At 59.9% G+C, this 19,904-nt stretch carries 15 protein-coding genes and 1 other RNA gene; 11 read left to right on the top strand and 5 right to left on the bottom strand.

Annotation, left to right across the window (positions count from 1 at the left end):
• Positions 1-31: 31 nt before the first annotated feature.
• Positions 32-997, bottom strand: coding sequence for a 2-hydroxyacid dehydrogenase (locus BFQ03_RS24490; protein ID WP_065944198.1), 966 nt, complete (start codon positions 995-997; stop codon positions 32-34).
• An 84-nt stretch (positions 998-1,081) separates the two neighbouring features.
• On the opposite strand from BFQ03_RS24490, the gene BFQ03_RS24485 reads away from it, so the two are divergent.
• The 8 genes from BFQ03_RS24485 (at position 1,082) to BFQ03_RS24450 (ending at position 14,027) form a co-directional block, all read left to right on the top strand.
• Complete coding sequence (locus BFQ03_RS24485; protein ID WP_032860057.1) at positions 1,082-1,711, top strand: LysE family translocator; 630 nt, start codon at positions 1,082-1,084, stop codon at positions 1,709-1,711.
• Positions 1,712-1,857: 146 nt separating this feature from the next.
• Positions 1,858-3,540 carry a fatty acid--CoA ligase gene (locus BFQ03_RS24480; protein ID WP_032860056.1) on the top strand — a complete coding sequence of 561 codons (1,683 nt, stop codon included), beginning with the start codon at positions 1,858-1,860 and terminating at the stop codon, positions 3,538-3,540.
• A 335-nt stretch (positions 3,541-3,875) separates the two neighbouring features.
• The gene (locus BFQ03_RS24475) at positions 3,876-5,768 is read left to right on the top strand and encodes a DUF1302 domain-containing protein (RefSeq protein ID WP_032860055.1); all 1,893 of its coding nucleotides are present in this window, start codon (positions 3,876-3,878) and stop codon (positions 5,766-5,768) included.
• 28 nt (positions 5,769-5,796) lie between these two features.
• Positions 5,797-7,161, top strand: a complete 1,365-nt coding sequence (locus tag BFQ03_RS24470; protein ID WP_029297800.1) for a DUF1329 domain-containing protein — start codon at positions 5,797-5,799, stop codon at positions 7,159-7,161.
• Positions 7,162-7,438: 277 nt separating this feature from the next.
• The gene (locus BFQ03_RS24465) at positions 7,439-10,177 is read left to right on the top strand and encodes a winged helix-turn-helix domain-containing protein (protein WP_032860054.1); all 2,739 of its coding nucleotides are present in this window, start codon (positions 7,439-7,441) and stop codon (positions 10,175-10,177) included.
• 72 nt (positions 10,178-10,249) lie between these two features.
• Positions 10,250-12,439: an OsmC domain/YcaO domain-containing protein gene (locus tag BFQ03_RS24460; RefSeq protein ID WP_065944197.1), complete on the top strand. Its 2,190-nt coding sequence runs from the start codon at positions 10,250-10,252 to the stop codon at positions 12,437-12,439.
• Positions 12,440-12,451: 12 nt separating this feature from the next.
• Positions 12,452-13,096 carry an MBL fold metallo-hydrolase gene (locus BFQ03_RS24455; protein WP_032860052.1) on the top strand — a complete coding sequence of 215 codons (645 nt, stop codon included), beginning with the start codon at positions 12,452-12,454 and terminating at the stop codon, positions 13,094-13,096.
• Between the two features lie 166 nt (positions 13,097-13,262).
• Positions 13,263-14,027 (top strand): YiaD family glycine zipper/OmpA-like lipoprotein, encoded by a 765-nt coding sequence (locus BFQ03_RS24450; RefSeq protein WP_032860051.1) that lies wholly within the window; start codon positions 13,263-13,265, stop codon positions 14,025-14,027.
• A gap of 68 nt (positions 14,028-14,095) precedes the next feature.
• On the opposite strand, the gene BFQ03_RS24445 is transcribed toward BFQ03_RS24450, so the two are convergent.
• The 4 genes from BFQ03_RS24445 to BFQ03_RS24430 all read right to left on the bottom strand — a co-directional run bounded on the left by BFQ03_RS24445 (position 14,096) and on the right by BFQ03_RS24430 (position 17,554).
• Positions 14,096-14,677 (bottom strand): BON domain-containing protein, encoded by a 582-nt coding sequence (locus BFQ03_RS24445; RefSeq protein ID WP_032860050.1) that lies wholly within the window; start codon positions 14,675-14,677, stop codon positions 14,096-14,098.
• Complete coding sequence (locus BFQ03_RS24440; RefSeq protein ID WP_003171862.1) at positions 14,674-15,267, bottom strand: phosphoheptose isomerase; 594 nt, start codon at positions 15,265-15,267, stop codon at positions 14,674-14,676. The genes BFQ03_RS24445 and BFQ03_RS24440 overlap by 4 nt, the downstream gene beginning before the upstream one ends.
• A gap of 104 nt (positions 15,268-15,371) precedes the next feature.
• The gene (locus BFQ03_RS24435) at positions 15,372-15,743 is read right to left on the bottom strand and encodes a YraN family protein (RefSeq protein ID WP_032860049.1); all 372 of its coding nucleotides are present in this window, start codon (positions 15,741-15,743) and stop codon (positions 15,372-15,374) included.
• Positions 15,743-17,554, bottom strand: a complete 1,812-nt coding sequence (locus BFQ03_RS24430; protein WP_065944196.1) for a penicillin-binding protein activator — start codon at positions 17,552-17,554, stop codon at positions 15,743-15,745. Before BFQ03_RS24430 ends, BFQ03_RS24435 begins: the two co-directional genes overlap by 1 nt.
• Positions 17,555-17,773: 219 nt before the next feature.
• On the opposite strand from BFQ03_RS24430, the gene rsmI reads away from it, so the two are divergent.
• The 3 genes from rsmI to mraZ all read left to right on the top strand — a co-directional run bounded on the left by rsmI (position 17,774) and on the right by mraZ (position 19,904).
• The gene (rsmI, locus tag BFQ03_RS24425; RefSeq protein WP_065944195.1) at positions 17,774-18,646 is read left to right on the top strand and encodes a 16S rRNA (cytidine(1402)-2'-O)-methyltransferase; all 873 of its coding nucleotides are present in this window, start codon (positions 17,774-17,776) and stop codon (positions 18,644-18,646) included.
• Between the two features lie 94 nt (positions 18,647-18,740).
• Positions 18,741-19,094, top strand: an RNA gene (gene rnpB / locus BFQ03_RS24420) — RNase P RNA component class A.
• A 354-nt stretch (positions 19,095-19,448) separates the two neighbouring features.
• Complete coding sequence (gene mraZ, locus BFQ03_RS24415) at positions 19,449-19,904, top strand: division/cell wall cluster transcriptional repressor MraZ (protein ID WP_003171868.1); 456 nt, start codon at positions 19,449-19,451, stop codon at positions 19,902-19,904.

The raw sequence follows: 19,904 nt of genomic DNA, 5'->3' as shown, positions 1-19,904 counted from the left end.
GGTCTGCTCCCTGAAAAAGGAGCGCAGTTTATCAACTGACGACGCGCTGCGGTGCGCCGCTGAAAAAGCCCCGGGCGTTTTCGGTCAATTGGCCGACGATCCGTTGCCGTGCTTCGCGGCTGCCCCAGGCACTGTGTGGCGTGATGATCAGCCGTGGGATGTCACCGGCCAGCAGCGGGTTGCCGGTAGTCGGCGGTTCGACGCTCAGCACATCGGTGGCCGCGCCACCCAGATGACCGCCGCGCAAGGCGTCTGCCAAGGCTTGTTCATCGATCAGGCCACCGCGTGCGGTGTTGATCACGAACGCGCCTGGCTTGAGCAGAGCCAACTCGCGGGCACCGATGAAGTGGCGCGTGTGCTCGTTGAGCGGGCAATGCAGGGTCAGGGCGTCGATCTGCGGCAGCAGTTCGTCCAATGGCACTCGGTCTGCACGCGCCGGGCGGCCGGGGATTGCGCCCAGCAGCACGCGCATGCCAAAGGCTTCGGCCAGGCGTGCGACGGCGCCGCCCAGTTCGCCATGGCCCAGCAGCCCGAGGGTTTTGCCTTGCAGTTCGACAATCGGGTAATCCAGCAGGCAGAACTGCTTGGCTTGCTGCCACAGGCCGGCGTCGACGTCTTTTTGATAGTCCTTCAGGCGTGTGGCGAGGTTGAGCAACAGCATGATCGTGTGCTGCGCCACCGACGGCGTGCCGTAGCCCTGGCAGTTACTGACGGTAATGCCTTGGGCGCGGGCAGCGGCCAGGTCGACGTTGTTGGTGCCGGTGGCGGCGATCAGGATCAGCTTCAGGTCGGGGCAGGCGGCCAGGGTCTGGGCGTTGAGCAGGATCTTGTTACTGATAGCTACCTGAGCGCCTTGCAGGCGCTCGACCACCTGATCCGCCGAGGTCTGCTCGCACAGCTGCAAGTCGCTGAAAACTTCCTGCAGCTCGCTGAGGTCAAGGTCCCTCTGGTCCAGTGAAGGGTGATCAAGGAAGACGGCGCGGCGATTGTTCGTCATCAACTGTACCTTTTGCGACAGGGTTCGAAGGCGTAATCTGCCGAGCCTACCAGATGAAATAATCAGTTACTTCTTGGAGTGTGCATGTACCTCACCGAGTTTTTGACCGTGGCGTTGATTCACCTGCTGGCCGTGGCCAGTCCCGGGCCGGACTTTGCCGTGGTGGTCCGCGAGAGCGTGACCCATGGCCGGCGCGCAGGCACCTGGACAGCACTGGGCGTTGGTTCGGCGATTTTCCTCCACGTCGGCTACTCGTTGCTCGGTATCGGCTTGATCGTGTCCCAGTCCATCGTGCTGTTCAACGCCCTGAAATGGGCGGCCGCGGCCTACCTGTTGTACATCGGCTTCAAGGCTCTGCGTGCGCAACCGGCCAAGCCTGCCAGTGAAGAAGACCTGCACCGCGAAGTGGGCGAGCGCAGTGCCCGCGGCGCTTTTACCTCGGGCTTTGTGACCAATGGCTTGAACCCCAAGGCCACGCTGTTCTTCCTGTCGCTGTTCACCGTGGTGATCAACCCCCACACGCCGCTGGCGATCCAGGCGGGTTATGGCGTGTACCTGGCCGTGGCCACCGCCCTGTGGTTTTGCATGGTGGCCATGCTGTTCAGCCAACAGCGCGTGCGCGCCGGCTTTGCGCGCATGGGCCATTGGTTTGATCGGAGCATGGGCGCGGTGCTGATTGCCATCGGTGTGAAAGTGGCTCTCACCGAGCGCTAGGCACGCCATTCGTGAATGAATGCTGGCGCAAAGCTAGCATTCATTGTGCGCTGCAAATCATTCCTTCGGCTGATTTGGCAGGCGCGCAAGGTCTCTACAGTGCAAATCCTTTAGCCAAGACCGTGCAGTCATAAAAAGGGATTCGTATGTTGCAGACTCGTGTTATCCCGCCCGCCGAAGGCGCCTACCAATACCCGCTGTTGATCAAGCGCCTGTTGATGTCGGGCGCCCGCTACGAGAAAACCCGGGAAATCGTCTACCGCGACAAGCTGCGCTACACCTACCCAACCCTGATCGAGCGCGTTGCCCGCCTGGCCAATGTGCTGACCGCAGCCGGGGTCAAGGCCGGTGATACCGTGGCCGTGATGGACTGGGATAGCCACCGTTACCTGGAGTGCATGTTCGCCATCCCGATGATTGGCGCGGTGATCCACACCATCAACGTGCGCCTGTCGCCGGAGCAGATCCTCTACACGATGAATCACGCCGAGGACCGCTTTGTGCTGGTCAACAGCGAGTTCGTCGGCCTGTACCAGGCCATTGCCGGGCAGTTGACCACGGTCGACAAGACCCTGCTGTTGACCGATGGCGACGAAAAAACCGCTGACCTGCCGAACCTGGTGGGTGAGTACGAAACCCTGTTGGCCGCCGCCAGTACTCAGTACACCTTCGAGGACTTCGATGAGCATTCGGTAGCCACTACCTTCTACACCACCGGCACCACCGGTAACCCCAAGGGTGTGTATTTCACCCACCGTCAACTGGTGCTGCACACCATCGGCGTGGCGACCATCATGGGCAGCATCGACAGCGTGCGCCTGCTCGGCACCAACGATGTGTACATGCCGATCACGCCGATGTTTCACGTGCACGCCTGGGGCTTGCCGTATGTGGCGACCATGCTCGGCCTGAAGCAGGTCTATCCCGGCCGTTACGACCCGGAATACCTGGTGGAGCTGTGGCGCAAGGAGAAGGTGACGTTCTCCCACTGCGTGCCGACCATCCTGCAGATGCTGCTTAACGCCAAGGCCGCCCAGGGCGTGGACTTTGGCGGCTGGAAGATCGTGATCGGCGGCAGCGCCCTCAACCGTTCGCTGTATGAAGCGGCCAAGGCCCGTGGTATCCAATTGACGGCAGCCTACGGCATGTCCGAGACCGGGCCGCTGGTGTCCTGTGCCCACCTCAATGAAGAACTGCTGGCCGGCAGCGAAGACGAGCGCACCACCTACCGGATCAAGGCCGGTGTGCCCGGGCCGTTGGTGGAAGCTGCGATTGTCGACGCTGACGGCAACTTCCTCCCGGCCGATGGCGAGTCCCAGGGCGAACTGGTGCTACGCGCACCGTGGCTCAGCGAGGGTTATTTCAACGAACCGCAGAAGGGCGCCGAACTCTGGGAAGGCGGTTGGATGCACACCGGCGACGTGGCCACCCTGGATGCCTTCGGCGTGATCGATATTCGCGACCGCATCAAGGATGTGATCAAGACCGGCGGTGAGTGGATCTCGTCCCTGGCCCTCGAAGACCTGGTCAGCCGTCACCCGGCGGTACGCGAAGTAGCGGTGGTCGGGATTGCCGACCCGCAGTGGGGCGAGCGTCCGTTTGCCCTGTTGGTGGTGCGCGAGGGCCACGGGATTGGCGCGCGTGAACTCAAGGAGCACCTCAAGCCGTATGTCGAGCAGGGCCACCTGAGCAAGTGGGCGATTCCAAGTCAGATTGCCATTGTTACGGAAATTCCCAAGACCAGTGTCGGCAAACTCGACAAGAAACGTATCCGTATCGACATCATTGAATGGCAGGCCAATAACAGCACCTTCCTCTCCACGCTTTGACTCCTTTCGCCGTGCCCGCCCGGGCACGGCAATGCTCTATTACAAGCCTTCGCCTTGTCATTTGGCAAATTTCAGCCATCCTCTTTCGCGTCAGCTCTCGCTGACATGGCGAAAGGGCTGTTGCAGACGGGTTGGTGATGCAAATCACACTTTAGAGGGATCAAGCGATACCCCCTGCTGGCTATAGTCCCTCCCAGAGTTTTTCAAGAATGTGGCGCTGCGGTCCTGGGTGGTCCGGCGGTTGTCTGGCATTGGAATCGTTGTATTCCGGCTGTTACAAGCATGTTTGAAAAGGCTCACTGCCATAACAATAAAATGCACATGGAGTAGCGTCGATGACCTCAGTAAATCAGTTCTGGCGCCGGGCGAGATTACCCCTGGCGGTCAGTCTTGCCTCGACCCTCGCCGGGCCCGCATTCGGCGTCAGTTTCAACATCGGTGAGGTCGAAGGCAGCTTCGACTCGTCCCTGTCGGTGGGGGCCAGCTGGAGTACGGCCAAGCCCGATCGCGACCTGATTGGTGTCAACAACGGTGGCAAGGGGTTGTCTCAGACCTCTGACGACGGTCACTTGAACTTCAAGCGTGGGGAAACGTTCTCGAAGATCTTCAAGGGTATCCATGACCTGGAACTGAAGTACGGCGATACCGGTGTGTTTGTACGTGGCAAGTATTGGTATGACTTTGAACTCAAGGATGAAAGCCGCGAGTTCAAGGACATCAGCGACCACAACCGCAAAGAGGGCGCCAAGTCTTCTGGCGGGCAGATCCTCGATGCGTTCATCTACCACAACTACTCCATTGCCGATGCGCCGGGTTCGGTGCGGTTCGGTAAGCAGGTTGTGAGCTGGGGTGAAAGTACGTTCATTGGCGGTGGTATCAACTCCGTCAACCCGATCGACGTGTCTGCGTTCCGTCGTCCGGGCGCCGAAATCAAGGAAGGCCTGATTCCGGTCAACATGTTCTACGTGTCTCAATCCTTGACCGATAACCTGTCGGCAGAAGCCTTCTACCAGTTGGAATGGGACCAGACGGTTACCGACAACTGCGGGACGTTCTTCTCCCAGCCGGATGTGGTGTCCGATGGCTGCAGCGACAACCTGCGCCTGCTGGCCAAGCGTTCGACCATTGCTGCAACGGCCCCAGGTCGTGGTGCATTGGCGGTATTTGATCGCATGGGCATGGACATTAACAATGAGGGCACACTGGTTCGCCGTGGCCCCGACCGGGATGCACGCGACAGCGGCCAATTCGGCGCGGCGATGCACTACAACTTCGAGCCGCTGGATACCGAGTTCGGCGCTTATTTCATGAACTACCACAGCCGGGCGCCGATCTTCAGCGCGACGGCTGCGCCAGCCTCAGCTTATGCAATGGCACCTAACTTTGGTCAGTTGGCGCCAGTGTTCATTGCGGGTAATTCCAAGTACTTCATCGAGTACCCGGAAGACATTCGTCTGTATGGCTTGAGCTTCTCCACGACGTTACCTACCGGCACCGCATGGAGCGGTGAAGTCAGCTATCGCCCGAATGCTCCGGTACAGCTCAATACCACCGATATCTTGTACTCCGCCGTTAAGCCTTTGAAGGGCCTTTACGATAATGCATCGCTGCTCAATGGCGTTCCTGGGCAGGACATGCATGGTTATCGCCGTAAGGAAATCACCCAGTTCCAGACCACACTGACCCATTTCTTCGATCAGGTGATGGGCGCCAGTCGTCTGACCGTGGTGGGTGAAGTCGGTGTGACTCACGTGGGCGGGCTTGAGAGCTCATCGAAGATTCGTTATGGCCGTGACCCGGTTTATGGTCCAGGCGCACTGCCTAATACCGGCTCTGCGAATACCTGTTCGCAAATCTTGAACACGGGCACCATCGGTGGCGCGGGTCCGGGAACAGACGCCAGTAATCTGTCCAAAAACTGCAACAACGACGGCTTCACCACCTCCACATCCTGGGGCTACCGTGGCCGCGCTATCTGGGAATACCCGGATGTGTTCGCCGGTGTAAACCTCAAGCCTAGTGTGGCCTGGTCCCATGACGTGAGCGGTTACTCGCCAGGTCCTGGCGGCAACTTCGAAGAAGGTCGCAAAGCGGTGAGCCTGGGGCTGGACGCGGAATACCAGAACACCTACACCGCGAGCCTGGCCTACACCAACTTCTTTGGTGGCGACTACAACACCTCGGTTGACCGCGATTTCGTGGCCCTGAGTTTCGGCGCGAACTTCTAAGCACACTGCATTTCAGGAAGACCAGAACATGAAAATAACCAAAAGTCTGTTGCACGTGGGTGTGCTGGGACTGTCGATCATGGCCAGCAGCGTCATGGCGGCCGTCTCGGCGGATGAAGCCGCCAAGCTGGGAACCACGCTGACCCCGATGGGCGCGGAAATGGCCGGCAACGCTGCCGGCACCATCCCCGCCTGGAAAGCCCTGCCAACCAACGCGGGCGCCGTGGATGCCAAGGGCTTCCTGGCCAACCCCTATGCCAGCGAGCAGCCGCAGTTCACCATCACCGCGCAGAACGTCGAGCAGTACAAAGACAAGTTGGCGCCGGGGCAGTACGCGATGTTCAAGCGCTACCCTGAAACCTTCAAGATGCCGGTGTACACCACCCATCGCGGCGCCACTGTGCCGGCCGAAGTGTTCGCCTCCATCAAGAAAAACGCCACCAGCACCAACCTGGTAGGTGGCGGTAACGGCCTGGAAAACTTCGAGACCGCGATTCCGTTCCCGATCCCGAAAAGTGGGGTCGAGGTGATCTGGAACCACATCACCCGTTATCGTGGTGGCAGCGTGACGCGCCTGGTGACCCAGGCCACGCCACAGGCCAACGGCTCGTACAGCCTGGTGTACTTCCAGGATCAGTTCGTGTTCCGCGACAAGATGAAGGACTACGATCCGGCCAATCCGGGCAACATCCTGTTCTACTTCAAGCAGCAAGTGACTGCACCGGCGCGCCTGGCCGGTGGTGTGCTGCTGGTACACGAGACCCTGGACCAGGTGAAGGAACCGCGCGCGGCGTGGGTCTACAACGCCGGTCAGCGCCGTGTGCGTCGGGCGCCGCAAGTGTCCTATGACGGGCCGGGTACTGCTGCCGATGGCCTGCGTACCTCCGATAACCTCGACATGTACAACGGCGCGCCGGATCGCTACGACTGGAAGCTGGAAGGCAAGAAGGAAATCTACATCGCGTCCAACAGCTATAAGCTCGACGATCCGAAGCTCAAGTACGCCGACATCATCAAGGCCGGCCACATCAACCAGGACCTGGCACGCTATGAACTGCGCCGCGTCTGGCACGTGGTCGCGACCCTGAAGGAAGGCCAGCGCCATATCTACGCCAAGCGTGACTTCTATATCGACGAAGACACCTGGCAAGCAGCCGTGATCGACCACTACGACGGTCGTGGCCAGCTGTGGCGTGTGGCTGAAGCCCATGGCGAGAACTACTACGACAAGCAAGTGCCGTGGTACGCCCTGGAAACCCTCTACGACCTGCAGTCCGGCCGCTACCTGGCACTGGGCATGAAGAACGAAGAGAAAAAGGCCTATGACTTCGGCTTCACCGCCACCACCAAAGACTTCACGCCAGCGGCCCTGCGCCAGGAAGGCGTGCGCTAACCAGCGGTAAACAAGTCCGCACCTGTGGGGGCGGGCTTGTGTGGGAGCGGGCTTGCTCGCGATAGCGGTGGTTCAGTCAATTCACCAGTGACTGACACACTGCTATCGCGAGCAAGCCCGCTCCCACATTTGTTTTCGGCTACCCGGAAAATGGTTGGTTATTTTTTGTTGTAGTCTTTTTCAGACAAATGTTGCAAAGATCTACAAAGCTGCCGCTTTTAACGCTAGTCTGCCGACATCTGCAATGCCGACCACAGCCTATTACAAGAGCCCGGCGATGACTGATCTGTCCCGAATCCAAGGGCCTGCCAGCACGGTAATCCCCACGCTGGAAGGGCGCTTCTATCGACCCCCGCTACCCGACGGCTATGTGCTGCGCCCGCGCCTGTGTGAGCGTATGAGCGCGGGCCTGGAGGGCCGTTTGCTGTTGGTCAGCGCGCCGGCCGGGTTTGGCAAGAGTTCGCTGGCGGTGGAGTTCTGCCAAAGCCTGCCTGACCACTGGCAAAGCCTGTGGTTGGGCCTCAGTTCGCGGGACAGTGATCCGGGGCGCTTCCTTGAGCGTTTGCTGGAGGGTTTGCAGCAGTACTTCCCGCAGGTCGGCAACCAGGCCCTGGGCTTGTTGAAAATGCGCCAGCGCCATCAGCCATTTGCCTTTGAAGAATGGCTCGATGGCTTGCTCGATGAATTGACTGTCCATCTGTCTACACGCACGCCGTTGTTACTGGTGCTGGATGACTACCATCTGGCCCAGGGTCCGGTGCTGGATCGCTGCCTGCAATTTTTTCTCAATCATCTGCCCGATGGCCTGTTGGTGCTGGTCACCAGCCGCCAGCGTCCCGACTGGCATTTGGCGCGGCTGCGCCTATCGCGGCATTTGCTGGAGTTGCATGAGCAGGACCTGCGCCTGACCAACGATGAATCCTTGGCCTTGCTCGACCGCCATAGCAGCTCGTTGCGCGGTGAAGCGCTGGACAACCTGATCCGCCGTAGCGAAGGCTGGGTGGCCGGCCTGCGTTTTTGGTTGTTGGCGGCCTCCGAAGCCGGCAGCGAGGCCGACCTGCCCCAAGGCCTGCATGGTGGGGAAGGGCTGATCCGTGACTATCTGCTGGAAGAGGTGATCGACTGCCTGCCGCCAGAGGTCCAGGCCTTCCTCTATGACACCGCTTCCCAGGAGCGTTTTTGCAGCGAGCTGTGCGACGCCGTGCGTGAGGCCCATGACAGCGCGGAAATCCTGCGCTACTTGCAAGCCCACCAAGTATTCCTGGTGCCGCTGGACGAGCAGGGCCACTGGTATCGCTATCACCACCTGTTTTCCGATTTGCTGCGCACCCGGCGTTCACCGAACGCGATGCTGCCGGCCGCCAGCCTGCACTTGCGCGCCTGTCGCTGGTTCAATGCCCAGGGTTTGCTTGATGAGGCGGTGGAGCAGGCCCTGCGCGCGGGGCATCTGGATGTGGCGGCGAACCTGGTGCAGAACCTGTCCGAAGAGCAACTGTTGGCCGAGCAGAACGTCGGCATGCTCCTGCGCTGGAAGATGGACCTGCCCGATAGCCTGTTGATCAGCACGCCACGCTTGATCGTGCTTTATAGCTGGGCGTTGGGGCTGGCCTGTCAGTTGGACGCAGCAGAGGAGTTGTCCAGCCACCTCAGTCGCTTCCTGCCGGCACCGTCGGCCACGGCGCAGAAGTCGATGCTGGCCCAGTGGCTGGCCCTCAGCGGCATCATTGCCCGTGGCCGCGGCAATCGCGAGTTGACCCAGCTGTATTGCAGCGAAGCCCTGGAAAGCCTGCCGCACAAGCGTTACGGCCAGCGCTTGATGTGCCTGTCGACCTTGTCGAACCTGGCCATCGTCGATGCCGACCTTTGGCGCGCGCGTGGCTTGAATCGTGAATCCCTGGAGCTGGCGCAACGTGTTGGCAACCCGCTGTTCGAGGCCCTGGCCCATTACGACCGGGCGCGCGTGCTGCAGGCGCGCGGGGAAATCCTGCGTTCCCTGGATGAGGTGCACGAGGGCCTGCAACGCTTGCAGGGCCTGGGGCCTCAACGCCTGTATGCGGTGCGCGCACGCCTGTCATTGTATGAAGGGTTCCTGCTGCTGATGCGTTGCCAGCCGGAAACCGGCCTGTTGCGTTTGCGTACGGGGTTGGCTGAAGCCCGTGCCTGCCGAGATATCAGCGTGTTGATCGGGCACTGTGTCATTGCCAACTTTGAAGGGCGCCGTGGCGACTTTCCCAAGGCTTTTGCCGAGCTGGCCGAAGCCGAGCGGCTGATGCACATCTGGGACGTGCCGCCGATCTACTACCTGGCCATGATTACCCTGATCAAATGCGAGTTGTGGCTGGCCCAGGGGCGTACCGACCTGGCCGATGCCTGGCTGGCCCGCCTGGGGCAAACCTATAACGGCGAGCAGGCAGCGGCCGCCCCGGAGTTTCACCCACATCTGCCGCAACATATCGAACTGCAACAGGCGGCCCTGGAGGCCATTCGTGGTCAGTCCGAAAGCGCCCTGCGTCGGCTCGATGCGCTCGCCCGGCAGGCTGAAGACAAGGGCCAGCAGATGATCGCGGTGATGGCCCTGAACCAACACGTCCTGTTGTTGCTGGATGACGGTCAGGCAGCGTCAGCCCGGCCGGTTTTTGCCCGGGCCCGGCAAATGGCGAGCGGCGGCGCGTTGCAACCCTTCCAGCGCCTGTTGGAGCGTTATCCCGACTGGGTGCGCGAGCAACTGGGCCAGGCGCCGAGTGACTTGCTGCGGCAAAGCCTGTGGGCCCTGCTGCCGGCGGTTGCCCCGCGCGAGCCGGTCGAAACCAGCCACTCCAGCGAAACCTTGAGCGCCCGTGAGTTGGCGGTGCTGCAGTTGATCGCCCAAGGCTGCTCCAACCAGGAAATCAGCAACCAGCTGTTTATCTCGCTGCACACCGTTAAGACCCACGCCAGTCATATCAACAGCAAACTGGGGGTCGAGCGCCGCACCCAGGCGGTCGCGCGGGCGCAAGAGATGGGGTTGTTAGGGTAAGGGGGAGACTTGCGCCGCAAAAGCCGGATAATGGCGGCCAATTCGTTTGCTCCGCTATTCTGGTAATCCCGCATGGAAATCAAGGTCAATTTTCTCGACAACCTCCGGCTTGAAGCCAAGTTCGATGACTTCACCGTGGTGGCCGACCAGCCGATTCGCTACAAGGGCGATGGCTCGGCCCCCGGTCCGTTCGACTACTTCCTGGCTTCGTCGGCGTTGTGTGCGGCTTACTTTGTGAAGTTGTATTGCAGCACGCGCAACATCCCCACGGATAATATCCGTCTGTCACAGAACAACATTGTCGACCCGGAAAACCGCTACAACCAGATCTTCAAGATCCAGGTCGAGTTGCCTGCGGATATTTCCGACAAGGATCGCCAAGGCATCCTGCGCTCCATCGACCGCTGTACGGTCAAGAAGGTCGTACAGGCCGGGCCTGAGTTTGTCATCGAAGAGGTGGAAAACCTCGACGCCGATGCCCAGGCGTTGCTGATGCCGGCTTCTGCTTCGGACGCGGGCACTTATATCGCGGGCAAGGACCTGCCGCTGGAGCAGACCATCGCCAACATGTCGGCGATTCTCGCGGGCCTGGGCATGAAGATTGAGATCGCCTCGTGGCGCAATATCGTGCCCAATGTCTGGTCGCTGCATATCCGCGATGCCCATTCGCCGATGTGCTTTACCAACGGCAAGGGCGCGACCAAGGAAGGCGCACTGGCGTCGGCCCTGGGCGAGTTTATCGAACGCCTGAACTGCAACTTCTTCTACAACGACCAGTTCTGGGGCGAAGACATCGCCAACGCGGCGTTTGTGCATTATCCGGACGAGCGCTGGTTCAAGCCGGGCCGTAAAGATGCGCTGCCGACTGAGATCCTCGACGAGTACTGCCTGAAGATCTACAACCGTGATGGCGAATTGCGTGGTTCGCACCTGATCGACACCAACTCTGGCAATGAAGAGCGCGGCATTGTTTCGCTTCCGTTTGTGCGCCAGTCGGATGGCGAGGTGGTGTATTTCCCCTCAAACCTGATCGAAAACCTGTACCTGAGCAACGGCATGAGTGCCGGTAACACCCTGGCGGAAGCCCAGGTGCAGTGCCTGTCGGAGATCTTCGAGCGCGCGGTGAAACGCGAAATCATCGAAGGCGAATTTGCCCTGCCGGATGTACCGGCCCACGTGCTGGCCAAATACCCAGGCATCCTCGCCGGTATCCAGGCCCTGGAAGAACAGGGGTTTCCGGTGCTGGTCAAGGACGCCTCCCTGGGCGGTGAATTCCCGGTAATGTGCGTGACCCTGATGAACCCGCGCACCGGTGGTGTGTTTGCCTCGTTCGGTGCCCACCCAAGCCTGGAAGTGGCGCTGGAGCGCAGCTTGACCGAGCTGCTCCAAGGCCGCAGTTTCGAAGGCCTGAACGACTTGCCGCAGCCGACCTTTGAAGGCCATGCGGTGACTGAACCGAATAACTTTGTCGAACACTTCATCGACTCCAGTGGCGTGGTGTCGTGGCGCTTCTTCAGTGCCAAGTCCGATTACGAATTCGTGGAATGGGACTTCTCCGGCCAGGGCGAAGACTCCAACGCCGAGGAAGCCGCGACCTTGTTCGGCATTCTCGAAGGCATGGGCAAGCAGGTCTACATGGCGGTCTACGAACATATCGGCGCCAAGGCCTGCCGCATCCTGGTGCCGGACTATTCGGAAATCTATCCGGTTGACGACCTGATCTGGGATAACACCAACAAGGCGTTGTTCTTCCGCGCCGATATCCTCAACCTGCACAGCCTGGATGAGGACGGCCTGCAAGCGCTGGTCGAGCGCCTGGTGGAAAGCGAACTGGATGACTACACCGATATCACCACCCTGATCGGTATCGAGTTCGACGACAACACCGCATGGGGGCAGTTGACCATCCTGGAGTTGAAGCTGCTGATCTATCTCGCCTTGCAGCAGTTTGAAGAGGCGAAAGAGGCGGTGGAGATGTTCCTGCAGTACAACGACAACACCGTCGAACGCGGCCTGTTCTACCAGGCGGTGAATGCGGTGCTGGAGATGCAACTGGACGAGGACCTGGAATTGGAAGACTACGAGGCTAACTTGCGTCGCATGTTTGGCAATGAGCGCATGGATGCCGCCATCGGTTCGGTGGATGGCCGCGTGCGGTTCCATGGCTTGACGCCGACCAGCATGAAGCTCGAAGGCCTGGACCGACACCTGCGGTTGATCGACAGCTATAAAAAGCTGCACGCCGCTCGGGCTAATAGTTAGGACGGACCTCTTATGCACGCTGCAAAGCTCCAACTGATTCGCGAGACATTTCCTGTCGGCCCTTTGCAGTGCAACTGCACGATCATCGGCGACCCGATCAGCAAGAAGGCCATCGTGGTCGATCCGGGTGGCAACCATGAATTGATCCTGGCGCGGCTCGACGCGCTGGGCTTGAAGGTGGTGAGCATCATTCATACCCATGCGCATCTGGATCACTTCCTGGCTTCCGGCCAATTGAAGGAGAAGACCGGTGCCACGCTGCACCTGCACAAGGAAGATCAGTTCCTGTGGGATAACCTGGAGATGCAATGCCAGATGTTCGGCGTGCCCTACACGCCGGTGCCGTCGCCGGATCGCTGGCTGGCCGATGATGAAGAGTTGGCGTGTGGCTGCGGGGTGGCCTTGCACACACCCGGGCATACACCGGGCTCCATGAGTTTCTGGTTTGCCGATGCCAAGCTGCTGATCGCCGGGGATACCTTGTTCCGGCGCGGGGTAGGGCGTACGGATTTGTGGGGCGGCGACCAGGCGACCATCGTTCGCTCGATCCAGCAGCGCCTGTATACCCTGGATGAGGACGCGACCGTGGTGACGGGGCATGGTCCGGATACGCGACTGGGGGATGAAATGCGCGAAAATCCGTTTGTCAGGGCCTGATATGGCGAGGCTCTGCTAGTGTTCAGGTAAGCGCACCGGTCTCCATCTTTTGTTACAGGGCAGAGGCCGGGCATGGAATTTTTGTCGTTTGTCGCGTTCCAAACTCGGCACAGGTCCATTGCCAATGTCCTCTGCATCACAGAATGCAAAAGTAGGAGCTTCCTTCATGTTCACTTCGCGTCGTCTGCTTGTTGTTGCTACAGCGGTAGCCCTGTTGTCGGGCTGTGCTTCCCCTAACCCTTACGATGGCAGCCAGGGGCAGGCGGACAGCGGTTCACAAGGCATGAGCAAAACCGCCAAGTATGGCGGCCTCGGCGCGCTGGCTGGCGCGTTGGCTGGTGCGGCCATTGGCCATGATAATCGTGGCAAGGGCGCGCTGATCGGCGCAGCGGTGGCCGGTATCGGTGCCGCAGGTTATGGCTATTACGCCGACCAGCAGGAAAAGAAATTGCGTGAAAGCATGGCCAATACCGGTGTCGAGGTGCAGCGCCAGGGTGACCAGATCAAGTTGATCATGCCGGGTAACATCACCTTCGCGACCAACTCCGATGCAATTGCCAGCAGCTTCTACTCCCCGCTGAATAACTTGGCCAACTCGCTCAAGCAGTTCAACCAGAACACCATTCAGATTGTCGGCTACACCGACAGCACCGGCAGTCGCCAGCTCAACATGGACCTGTCCCAGCGTCGTGCGCAAAGCGTGGCCAATTACCTGACATCCCAAGGTGTGAGTCCGACCAACCTGACCACCCGCGGTGCCGGCCCGGATAACCCGATTGCCAGCAACGCCGACGTCAACGGCCGCGCACAGAACCGTCGCGTCGAGGTCAACCTCGGCCCGATCCCTGGCCAGCAATATGGTCAGCCTGCACAGCAGCAACAGCAGCAGAACAACCAGTTCCAGGGCAATCCATACCAGCAGTACCAGTAACCGCCAGCCATTAAAAAGGGCGCCGTGCAGTCAATGCGCGGCGCCCTTTTTTGTGGCTGGTGATTACATCAGTCGATGTATTCGAACAGCTTGACGATTTTCTGTACGCCGGACACACCCTGCACCAGGTTGGTTGCGCGAGTGGCTTCCTGTTGAGTCAACAGTCCCATCAGGTAGACGATACCGTTATCAGTCACGACTTTGATCCGAGAGCCGGGAATCGCGCTGTCGGTCAACATCTGCGCCTTGATCTTGGTGGTCAGCACCGCATCGTTGCTGATTGCCAGCAGCGTGATCGGCTGCGTGACCTGCAATTCGTTGTGGACCTTCTTGACCCGTTGCACAGTTGCGGCGGCTTGTTCGGCCTGGGTCTTGAGGTCGGCGCGCGGGGTTTGCCCGGCGAGCAGCACGATGCCGTTGAAGCTGGTCACGACGATACGCGATGCGCCGTTGCCCAGGTCGGGTGCGGCCTTGGCGACGTTGACGCCGACCTTGGTTTCGATCAGCGAGTCATCGATCTTGCTACCAAAGGTGCGCGTGCCCCGGTCGTCCTGGATCGGTGTGTCGCGGGTCGCGGTGATGGCCGAGGTGCAGCCGCTGATACCGAGGCACAGCGTGATGGCCAAAAGGCTGAGGCGGTTAACGGTCATTCTTCACTCCCAAACAGTTGGCTGTCGATCAGATCGCACAGGCAGTGGATCGTCAGCAGATGGACTTCCTGAATACGTGCAGTGACATTGGCCGGGACGCGGATCTCCACGTCTTCGGGCAGCAGCAGCGAGGCCATGCCGCCACCGTCGCGGCCGGTCAATGCTACGACAATCATTTCGCGATCATGTGCGGCCTGGATCGCTTGAATAATGTTCGCCGAGTTGCCGCTGGTGGAAATAGCCAGCAGCACATCGCCCGGTTGGCCGAGGGCACGGATTTGTTTGGAAAAGATTTCGTTGTAGCTGTAGTCGTTGGCGATCGAGGTGATCGTCGACGAATCGGTGGTCAAGGCGATGGCCGGCAGGCTCGGCCGCTCGCGCTCAAAGCGGTTGAGCAGCTCGGAGGAAAAGTGCTGGGCGTCGCCGGCCGAACCACCGTTGCCACACGAAAGCATTTTGCCTTCGTTGAGCAGGGCGTTGACCATGACCTGGCTGGCTTGCTCGATGTGCGGTGCAAGTACGTCCATCGCCTGTTGCTTGGTATCGATACTGGCCTGGAAAAGCTGGCGAATTCGGGATTGCATGTCCATCTGTGTGACCTTAAGTAGCGCGGCTGTATGGCACACGAATGTGCAGCCCGCAAAGCAAAGAGCAAAAGTGTGCGGTGAAGATGTCCGATCCGTCCCGGTGGTGCTCAGCCGTCGAAGGCGTTGCGCAGCCAGTTCAGATCAGTGGTTCCGTGGGGCGTGCTTTCCATGGCAACCACATCGAAACGGCAGGGGGAGTCAGCCCAGCGACGTTCACTGAGCAGGAAAAACTGCGCGGCGAGTATCAGCTTTTGGCGTTTGCGCTCGTCGATACTGGCGAGTGCGCCACCCCATTGTGCGTATTTTCTGTAGCGGACTTCGACAAATACTACTGTATCGCCGTCAAGCATGACCAGATCAAGCTCGCCGCGTTTACACAACCAGTTCTGCGCCAGCAGGCGCAGACCCTGTTGTTGCAGGTGTTCAAGTGCTTGTTGTTCGGCATCCTTGCCGCTTTGTGCGCTGGAGCGTAGGGGCATCAGCGCGGGGTATCGGGCAGGCGTTCGACCTGGCCACTGACAAACTTGGCCCACGGCAGTTGGCGCTCGATCCGTTGGCTTTGGCTCATCCCCAGGTTGCCGGAAAGGCCATCGATGCGGGTATCCGGCAGCGCCTTGAGCTGGCCCAGGCGCGGTGCCAGGCGGTAGGCATCAACACCCATCGCGTACAGGCGGCCCAGGCTGCCATTGGCTTGTGGCCATTGTGCGGTGACCTGGTTGCGCAGTGGGTCGGTGGTGTTGAGCAGCCACGGCGTCTCGCAGAACATGATGGCGTTCATGTCGTTGTACTGGTTCTTGTCGCCGCTGGCGCTGTACACGTGGGAGGTGGCATACACCGGCACATCGCCCGCGTACTGGAAGTTCAGCGTTGGCTTGATCTGCTGGGCCTGCTGTGGCGTCACGGCGAGGAAGATGAACTCGATGTCCTGGCGGCGCGATGGCTGTGCGGCGACGTCAGCGCCGACCGTGCTTTGCAGGCTCTTGGCGCGGCCTTCGCTCTGGCGCAGCTTGAACAGGTCGGCGATCTGCTGGGCCAGGGCGACGGGCTGGTCGACATGCTCGACACCGATCAGGGTGCCGCCATTGGCTTCCCAGTCCTGGCGGAAGGCCTTGAGTACGCGGTCGCCCCATTCGCCTTTCGGCACCATGGCCGCAGCGCGGTGCAGGCCATCGGCGCGGGCACGACGTGATACTTCGCGGGCTTCGTCCTCGGCTGCCAGGCCGAACTGGAACAGTTGTGCAGGTGCTTGATCGCCTTCGCTGTAGTTCAGGGCCAGGGTGGTGATGGGCAACTGCGCACGGGTGCTGAGTTGCTTGACCAGCGGTTTTTCCAGCGGGCCGATCACCAGTTGCACGCCGTCAGCCTGGGCCTTTTTGTAGAACTCATCGAGGGAGCTGACCCGTGAGCTGTCATAGAACTCGATGGTCGGTGGTTTCTGCCCGGCCTGTTGCGCCTGGTAGTGCGCGGCCATGAAGCCTTCGCGCAAAGCCTTGGCCACGTTGGTCAACGGGCCTTGCTGCGGCAACAGCAGGGCGATTTTGTTCAGTGGCTGGCTTGCCAGCTCCTTGAGCTTGGTCAGCGGCAGGGGCAGTTGCACCGCCGCCGGGTGCGCAGGGTTCTGCGCACGCCAGGTGTCGATGGCGGCTTGTTGCTGCTCCAGGGTACCGGCGTTCTTGACGGCCTGGGCCAGGCTGATCCAGCCATCGAGTGTCGGGTTGCCGCTGGCCTGCAATTGTTCACCAGGCACAGCAGCAATCAGGCTCCAGATGGCCTCGTGATTGCTGGCGGCGGCATCTCCCGTCAGCAGCGGGGCGATGTCCACGCGTTCGCGGGCTGCGGCCAGGGTCTGGCCGTCGGCTTCATAGGCGCGGGCGTGTACGGTGCCGGTGCGGACCTGTTGCTCCGGCGGCAACTCCTTGAGGTTTTGCAGGCTCGGATGGCTCAACGCCGTCAGCGCCGCCTTGGGCTGGTTGCGGGTCATGGCCAGCTCTGCAGTCAGGGTGCTGGCAAAGACCTGGGCCGCCGGCTTGAGGCTGTCCAGTGGCACTTGCGCGAGAATCTGCGCCGAGCGGCCGGGATTGTTCTGGTGGAAGGCCATGTCAGCTGCGCTCAGGCGCAGCAGTGCAGCTTTTTCCGGAGTCTTGGCCGAAGTCGCCTGTTCGAGCAGTTGCTCGATCGTGGCATCCGGGGTCCGTGGGAGTTCGCCAAGGCTTGACGAGGGCGAGCTTGCGCAAGCCGCCAACAGGGCAGCCAGGCAAAGGGCAGAGAACAGCCGCAGGCAAGCGATCATGTAAGTGTTCCTGATACCGATCAAATTAGCGTGGAATTGTACCCAAGCACTGGCCGGGGCGCGATGTTACTGGCGTGAAACCGTCTATTTAGATCGTTTAAATGTTGCAGAGCGTCAGTAACCGCCGCAAACAGACCCGATGGACGCTACCCCGTTGGCGCATTTTCTTGACGTCTACGCGCTACAATATGGCTTTTGCCAATCTTCGAGGTGTGCGCTTTGACTGCTCCAGGTCCTTTGAATTCCACTGCTGGCTCGCTTTTTGTGGTGGCGACGCCGATTGGCAACCTGGACGACATCAGCGCGCGGGCGCTGAAGGTGTTGCGCGAAGCCAAGTTGATTGCGGCGGAAGACACTCGGCACTCGCTGCGCCTGATGCAGCACTTTGGTATTACCACGCCCTTGGCGGCTTGCCATGAACATAACGAGCGTGACGAGGGCAGCCGCTTTATTACCCGCCTGTTGGCGGGGGACGACGTGGCGTTGATTTCCGATGCCGGTACTCCACTGATCTCCGACCCTGGCTACCATCTCGTGCGTCAGGCTCGTGCCGCTGGTATCAATGTAGTCCCTGTTCCCGGGGCGTGCGCGTTGATTGCGGCTTTGTCGGCGGCGGGCTTGCCGTCTGACCGCTTTATCTTCGAAGGCTTCCTGCCTGCCAAGGCCGTGGGGCGTCGCGCGCGCCTGGAGTTGTTAAAAGAAGAGCCGCGCACCCTGATCTTCTACGAAGCACCGCACCGCATCCTTGAGTGCCTGCAGGACATGGAGCTGGTCTTTGGTGGCGAGCGCCTGGCCCTGCTGGCGCGGGAGTTGACCAAGACTTTTGAAACCCTCAAGGGCTTGCCGCTGGAAGAGCTGCGCGCCTTTGTCGAAGGTGACAGCAATCAGCAGCGCGGCGAGTGTGTGGTGCTGGTCGCAGGCTGGAGTGCGCCGGAAAGTGAAGATGCCGTGGGCCGCGAAGCCATGCGCGTGCTGGACCTGTTGCTCAAGGAAATGCCGCTCAAGCGTGCGGCGGCCCTGGCGGCGGAAATAACCGGGGTGCGCAAGAACGTGTTGTATCAGGCTGCGCTTGATAAGCAAAAGAGCGAATAGTTCCGGGTTTAACGTGCACGACGTCGGCACATGATGGCAATGCTGTCTTTTAATACTTGTTCTAAGGCCGCCGTGCCGTTAACCTTCGCGGCGGAGAGTCGATTGGACAGTCGCTGCCCTCTATGAAAATTAGGGGGGGGAGGAAAGTCCGGGCTCCATAGGGCGAAGTGCCAGGTAATGCCTGGGGGGCGTGAGCCTACGGAAAGTGCCACAGAAAATAACCGCCTAAGCACTTCGGTGCCGGTAAGGGTGAAAAGGTGCGGTAAGAGCGCACCGCACGACTGGCAACAGTTCGTGGCTAGGTAAACCCCACTTGGAGCAAGACCAAATAGGGTTCCAAGGCGTGGCCCGCGCTGGAACCGGGTAGGTTGCTAAAGATGTCCAGTGATGGCCATCGTAGACGAATGACTGTTCAAGACAGAACCCGGCTTATAGATCGACTCTCCACCTTTTTCCTTCTGCACGAGTCTCGGGCAGAAACCAGGTAGTAACGCAAGAATCCCTCCCTGCCAAATCATTGGCAGATGCGTCTTCGTAATACCGAAAAAATCTTACTCTTAATAAATTACTTTAACTTCAAGCTCTAGCTCTTTGAGCTGCTTGGGATTATCGAGTCAAAAACATCGCTGAACTCTCGTTTCTCCTCCTTTTACGCTCCTAAATCTCCGTTCTGTAAGGCTTTTCCTTTAATCCGCGCCTTGACGGTGTGGTGGGCGCATTCCTATAGTGTGCGCAAGTGGCGGAAAGTGGCACAAAGTGGGTTTTTTGAACGTAAAACGCTAATATTTGGAGAAACGCATCTGTGTTTCGCGGAGCTAACGCTATCAGTCTCGATGCAAAAGGCCGTCTCGCCATGCCGAGCCGGTATCGTGACGAGCTCATTTCGCGAAGTTCAGGCCAGTTAATCATCACGATTGATGCCGTTGATCCATGTTTGTGTGTTTACCCGCTCGATGAGTGGGAGTTGATTGAAACCAAGTTGCGCGCTCTGCCTTCGTTGCGTGAAGAGAACCGTCGCCTGCAACGCTTGCTGATTGGTAATGCCGTCGACCTCGAACTCGATGGCAGTGGTCGTTTCCTGGTTCCGCCGCGTCTGCGCGAATACGCCAAGCTCGACAAGCGCGCGATGCTGGTAGGCCAACTGAACAAGTTCCAATTGTGGGACGAAGATGCCTGGGATGCTGTTTCTGCAGCTGACCTGGCTGCTATTCAACAACCGGGCGCCATGCCTGATGAACTGCGTGATTTGATCCTGTGA

Source organism: Pseudomonas sp. 25 R 14 (assembly GCF_900004755.1).
GTDB lineage: Bacteria > Pseudomonadota > Gammaproteobacteria > Pseudomonadales > Pseudomonadaceae > Aquipseudomonas > Aquipseudomonas brenneri.
Note: the sequence above shows the minus strand (reverse complement) of the source record. Positions and strands in the feature narration are given on the sequence as shown.

Excerpts from the sequence above, each read along its gene's own strand:
- BFQ03_RS24490 (WP_065944198.1), bottom strand. The coding sequence starts at position 997 with ATGACGAACAATCGCCGCGCCGTCTTCCTTGATCACCCTTCACTGGAC.
- BFQ03_RS24485 (WP_032860057.1), top strand. The coding sequence starts at position 1,082 with ATGTACCTCACCGAGTTTTTGACCGTGGCGTTGATTCACCTGCTGGCC.
- BFQ03_RS24480 (WP_032860056.1), top strand. The coding sequence starts at position 1,858 with ATGTTGCAGACTCGTGTTATCCCGCCCGCCGAAGGCGCCTACCAATAC.
- BFQ03_RS24475 (WP_032860055.1), top strand. The coding sequence starts at position 3,876 with ATGACCTCAGTAAATCAGTTCTGGCGCCGGGCGAGATTACCCCTGGCG.
- BFQ03_RS24470 (WP_029297800.1), top strand. The coding sequence starts at position 5,797 with ATGAAAATAACCAAAAGTCTGTTGCACGTGGGTGTGCTGGGACTGTCG.
- BFQ03_RS24465 (WP_032860054.1), top strand. The coding sequence starts at position 7,439 with ATGACTGATCTGTCCCGAATCCAAGGGCCTGCCAGCACGGTAATCCCC.
- BFQ03_RS24460 (WP_065944197.1), top strand. The coding sequence starts at position 10,250 with ATGGAAATCAAGGTCAATTTTCTCGACAACCTCCGGCTTGAAGCCAAG.
- BFQ03_RS24455 (WP_032860052.1), top strand. The coding sequence starts at position 12,452 with ATGCACGCTGCAAAGCTCCAACTGATTCGCGAGACATTTCCTGTCGGC.
- BFQ03_RS24450 (WP_032860051.1), top strand. The coding sequence starts at position 13,263 with ATGTTCACTTCGCGTCGTCTGCTTGTTGTTGCTACAGCGGTAGCCCTG.
- BFQ03_RS24445 (WP_032860050.1), bottom strand. The coding sequence starts at position 14,677 with ATGACCGTTAACCGCCTCAGCCTTTTGGCCATCACGCTGTGCCTCGGT.
- BFQ03_RS24440 (WP_003171862.1), bottom strand. The coding sequence starts at position 15,267 with ATGGACATGCAATCCCGAATTCGCCAGCTTTTCCAGGCCAGTATCGAT.
- BFQ03_RS24435 (WP_032860049.1), bottom strand. The coding sequence starts at position 15,743 with ATGCCCCTACGCTCCAGCGCACAAAGCGGCAAGGATGCCGAACAACAA.
- BFQ03_RS24430 (WP_065944196.1), bottom strand. The coding sequence starts at position 17,554 with ATGATCGCTTGCCTGCGGCTGTTCTCTGCCCTTTGCCTGGCTGCCCTG.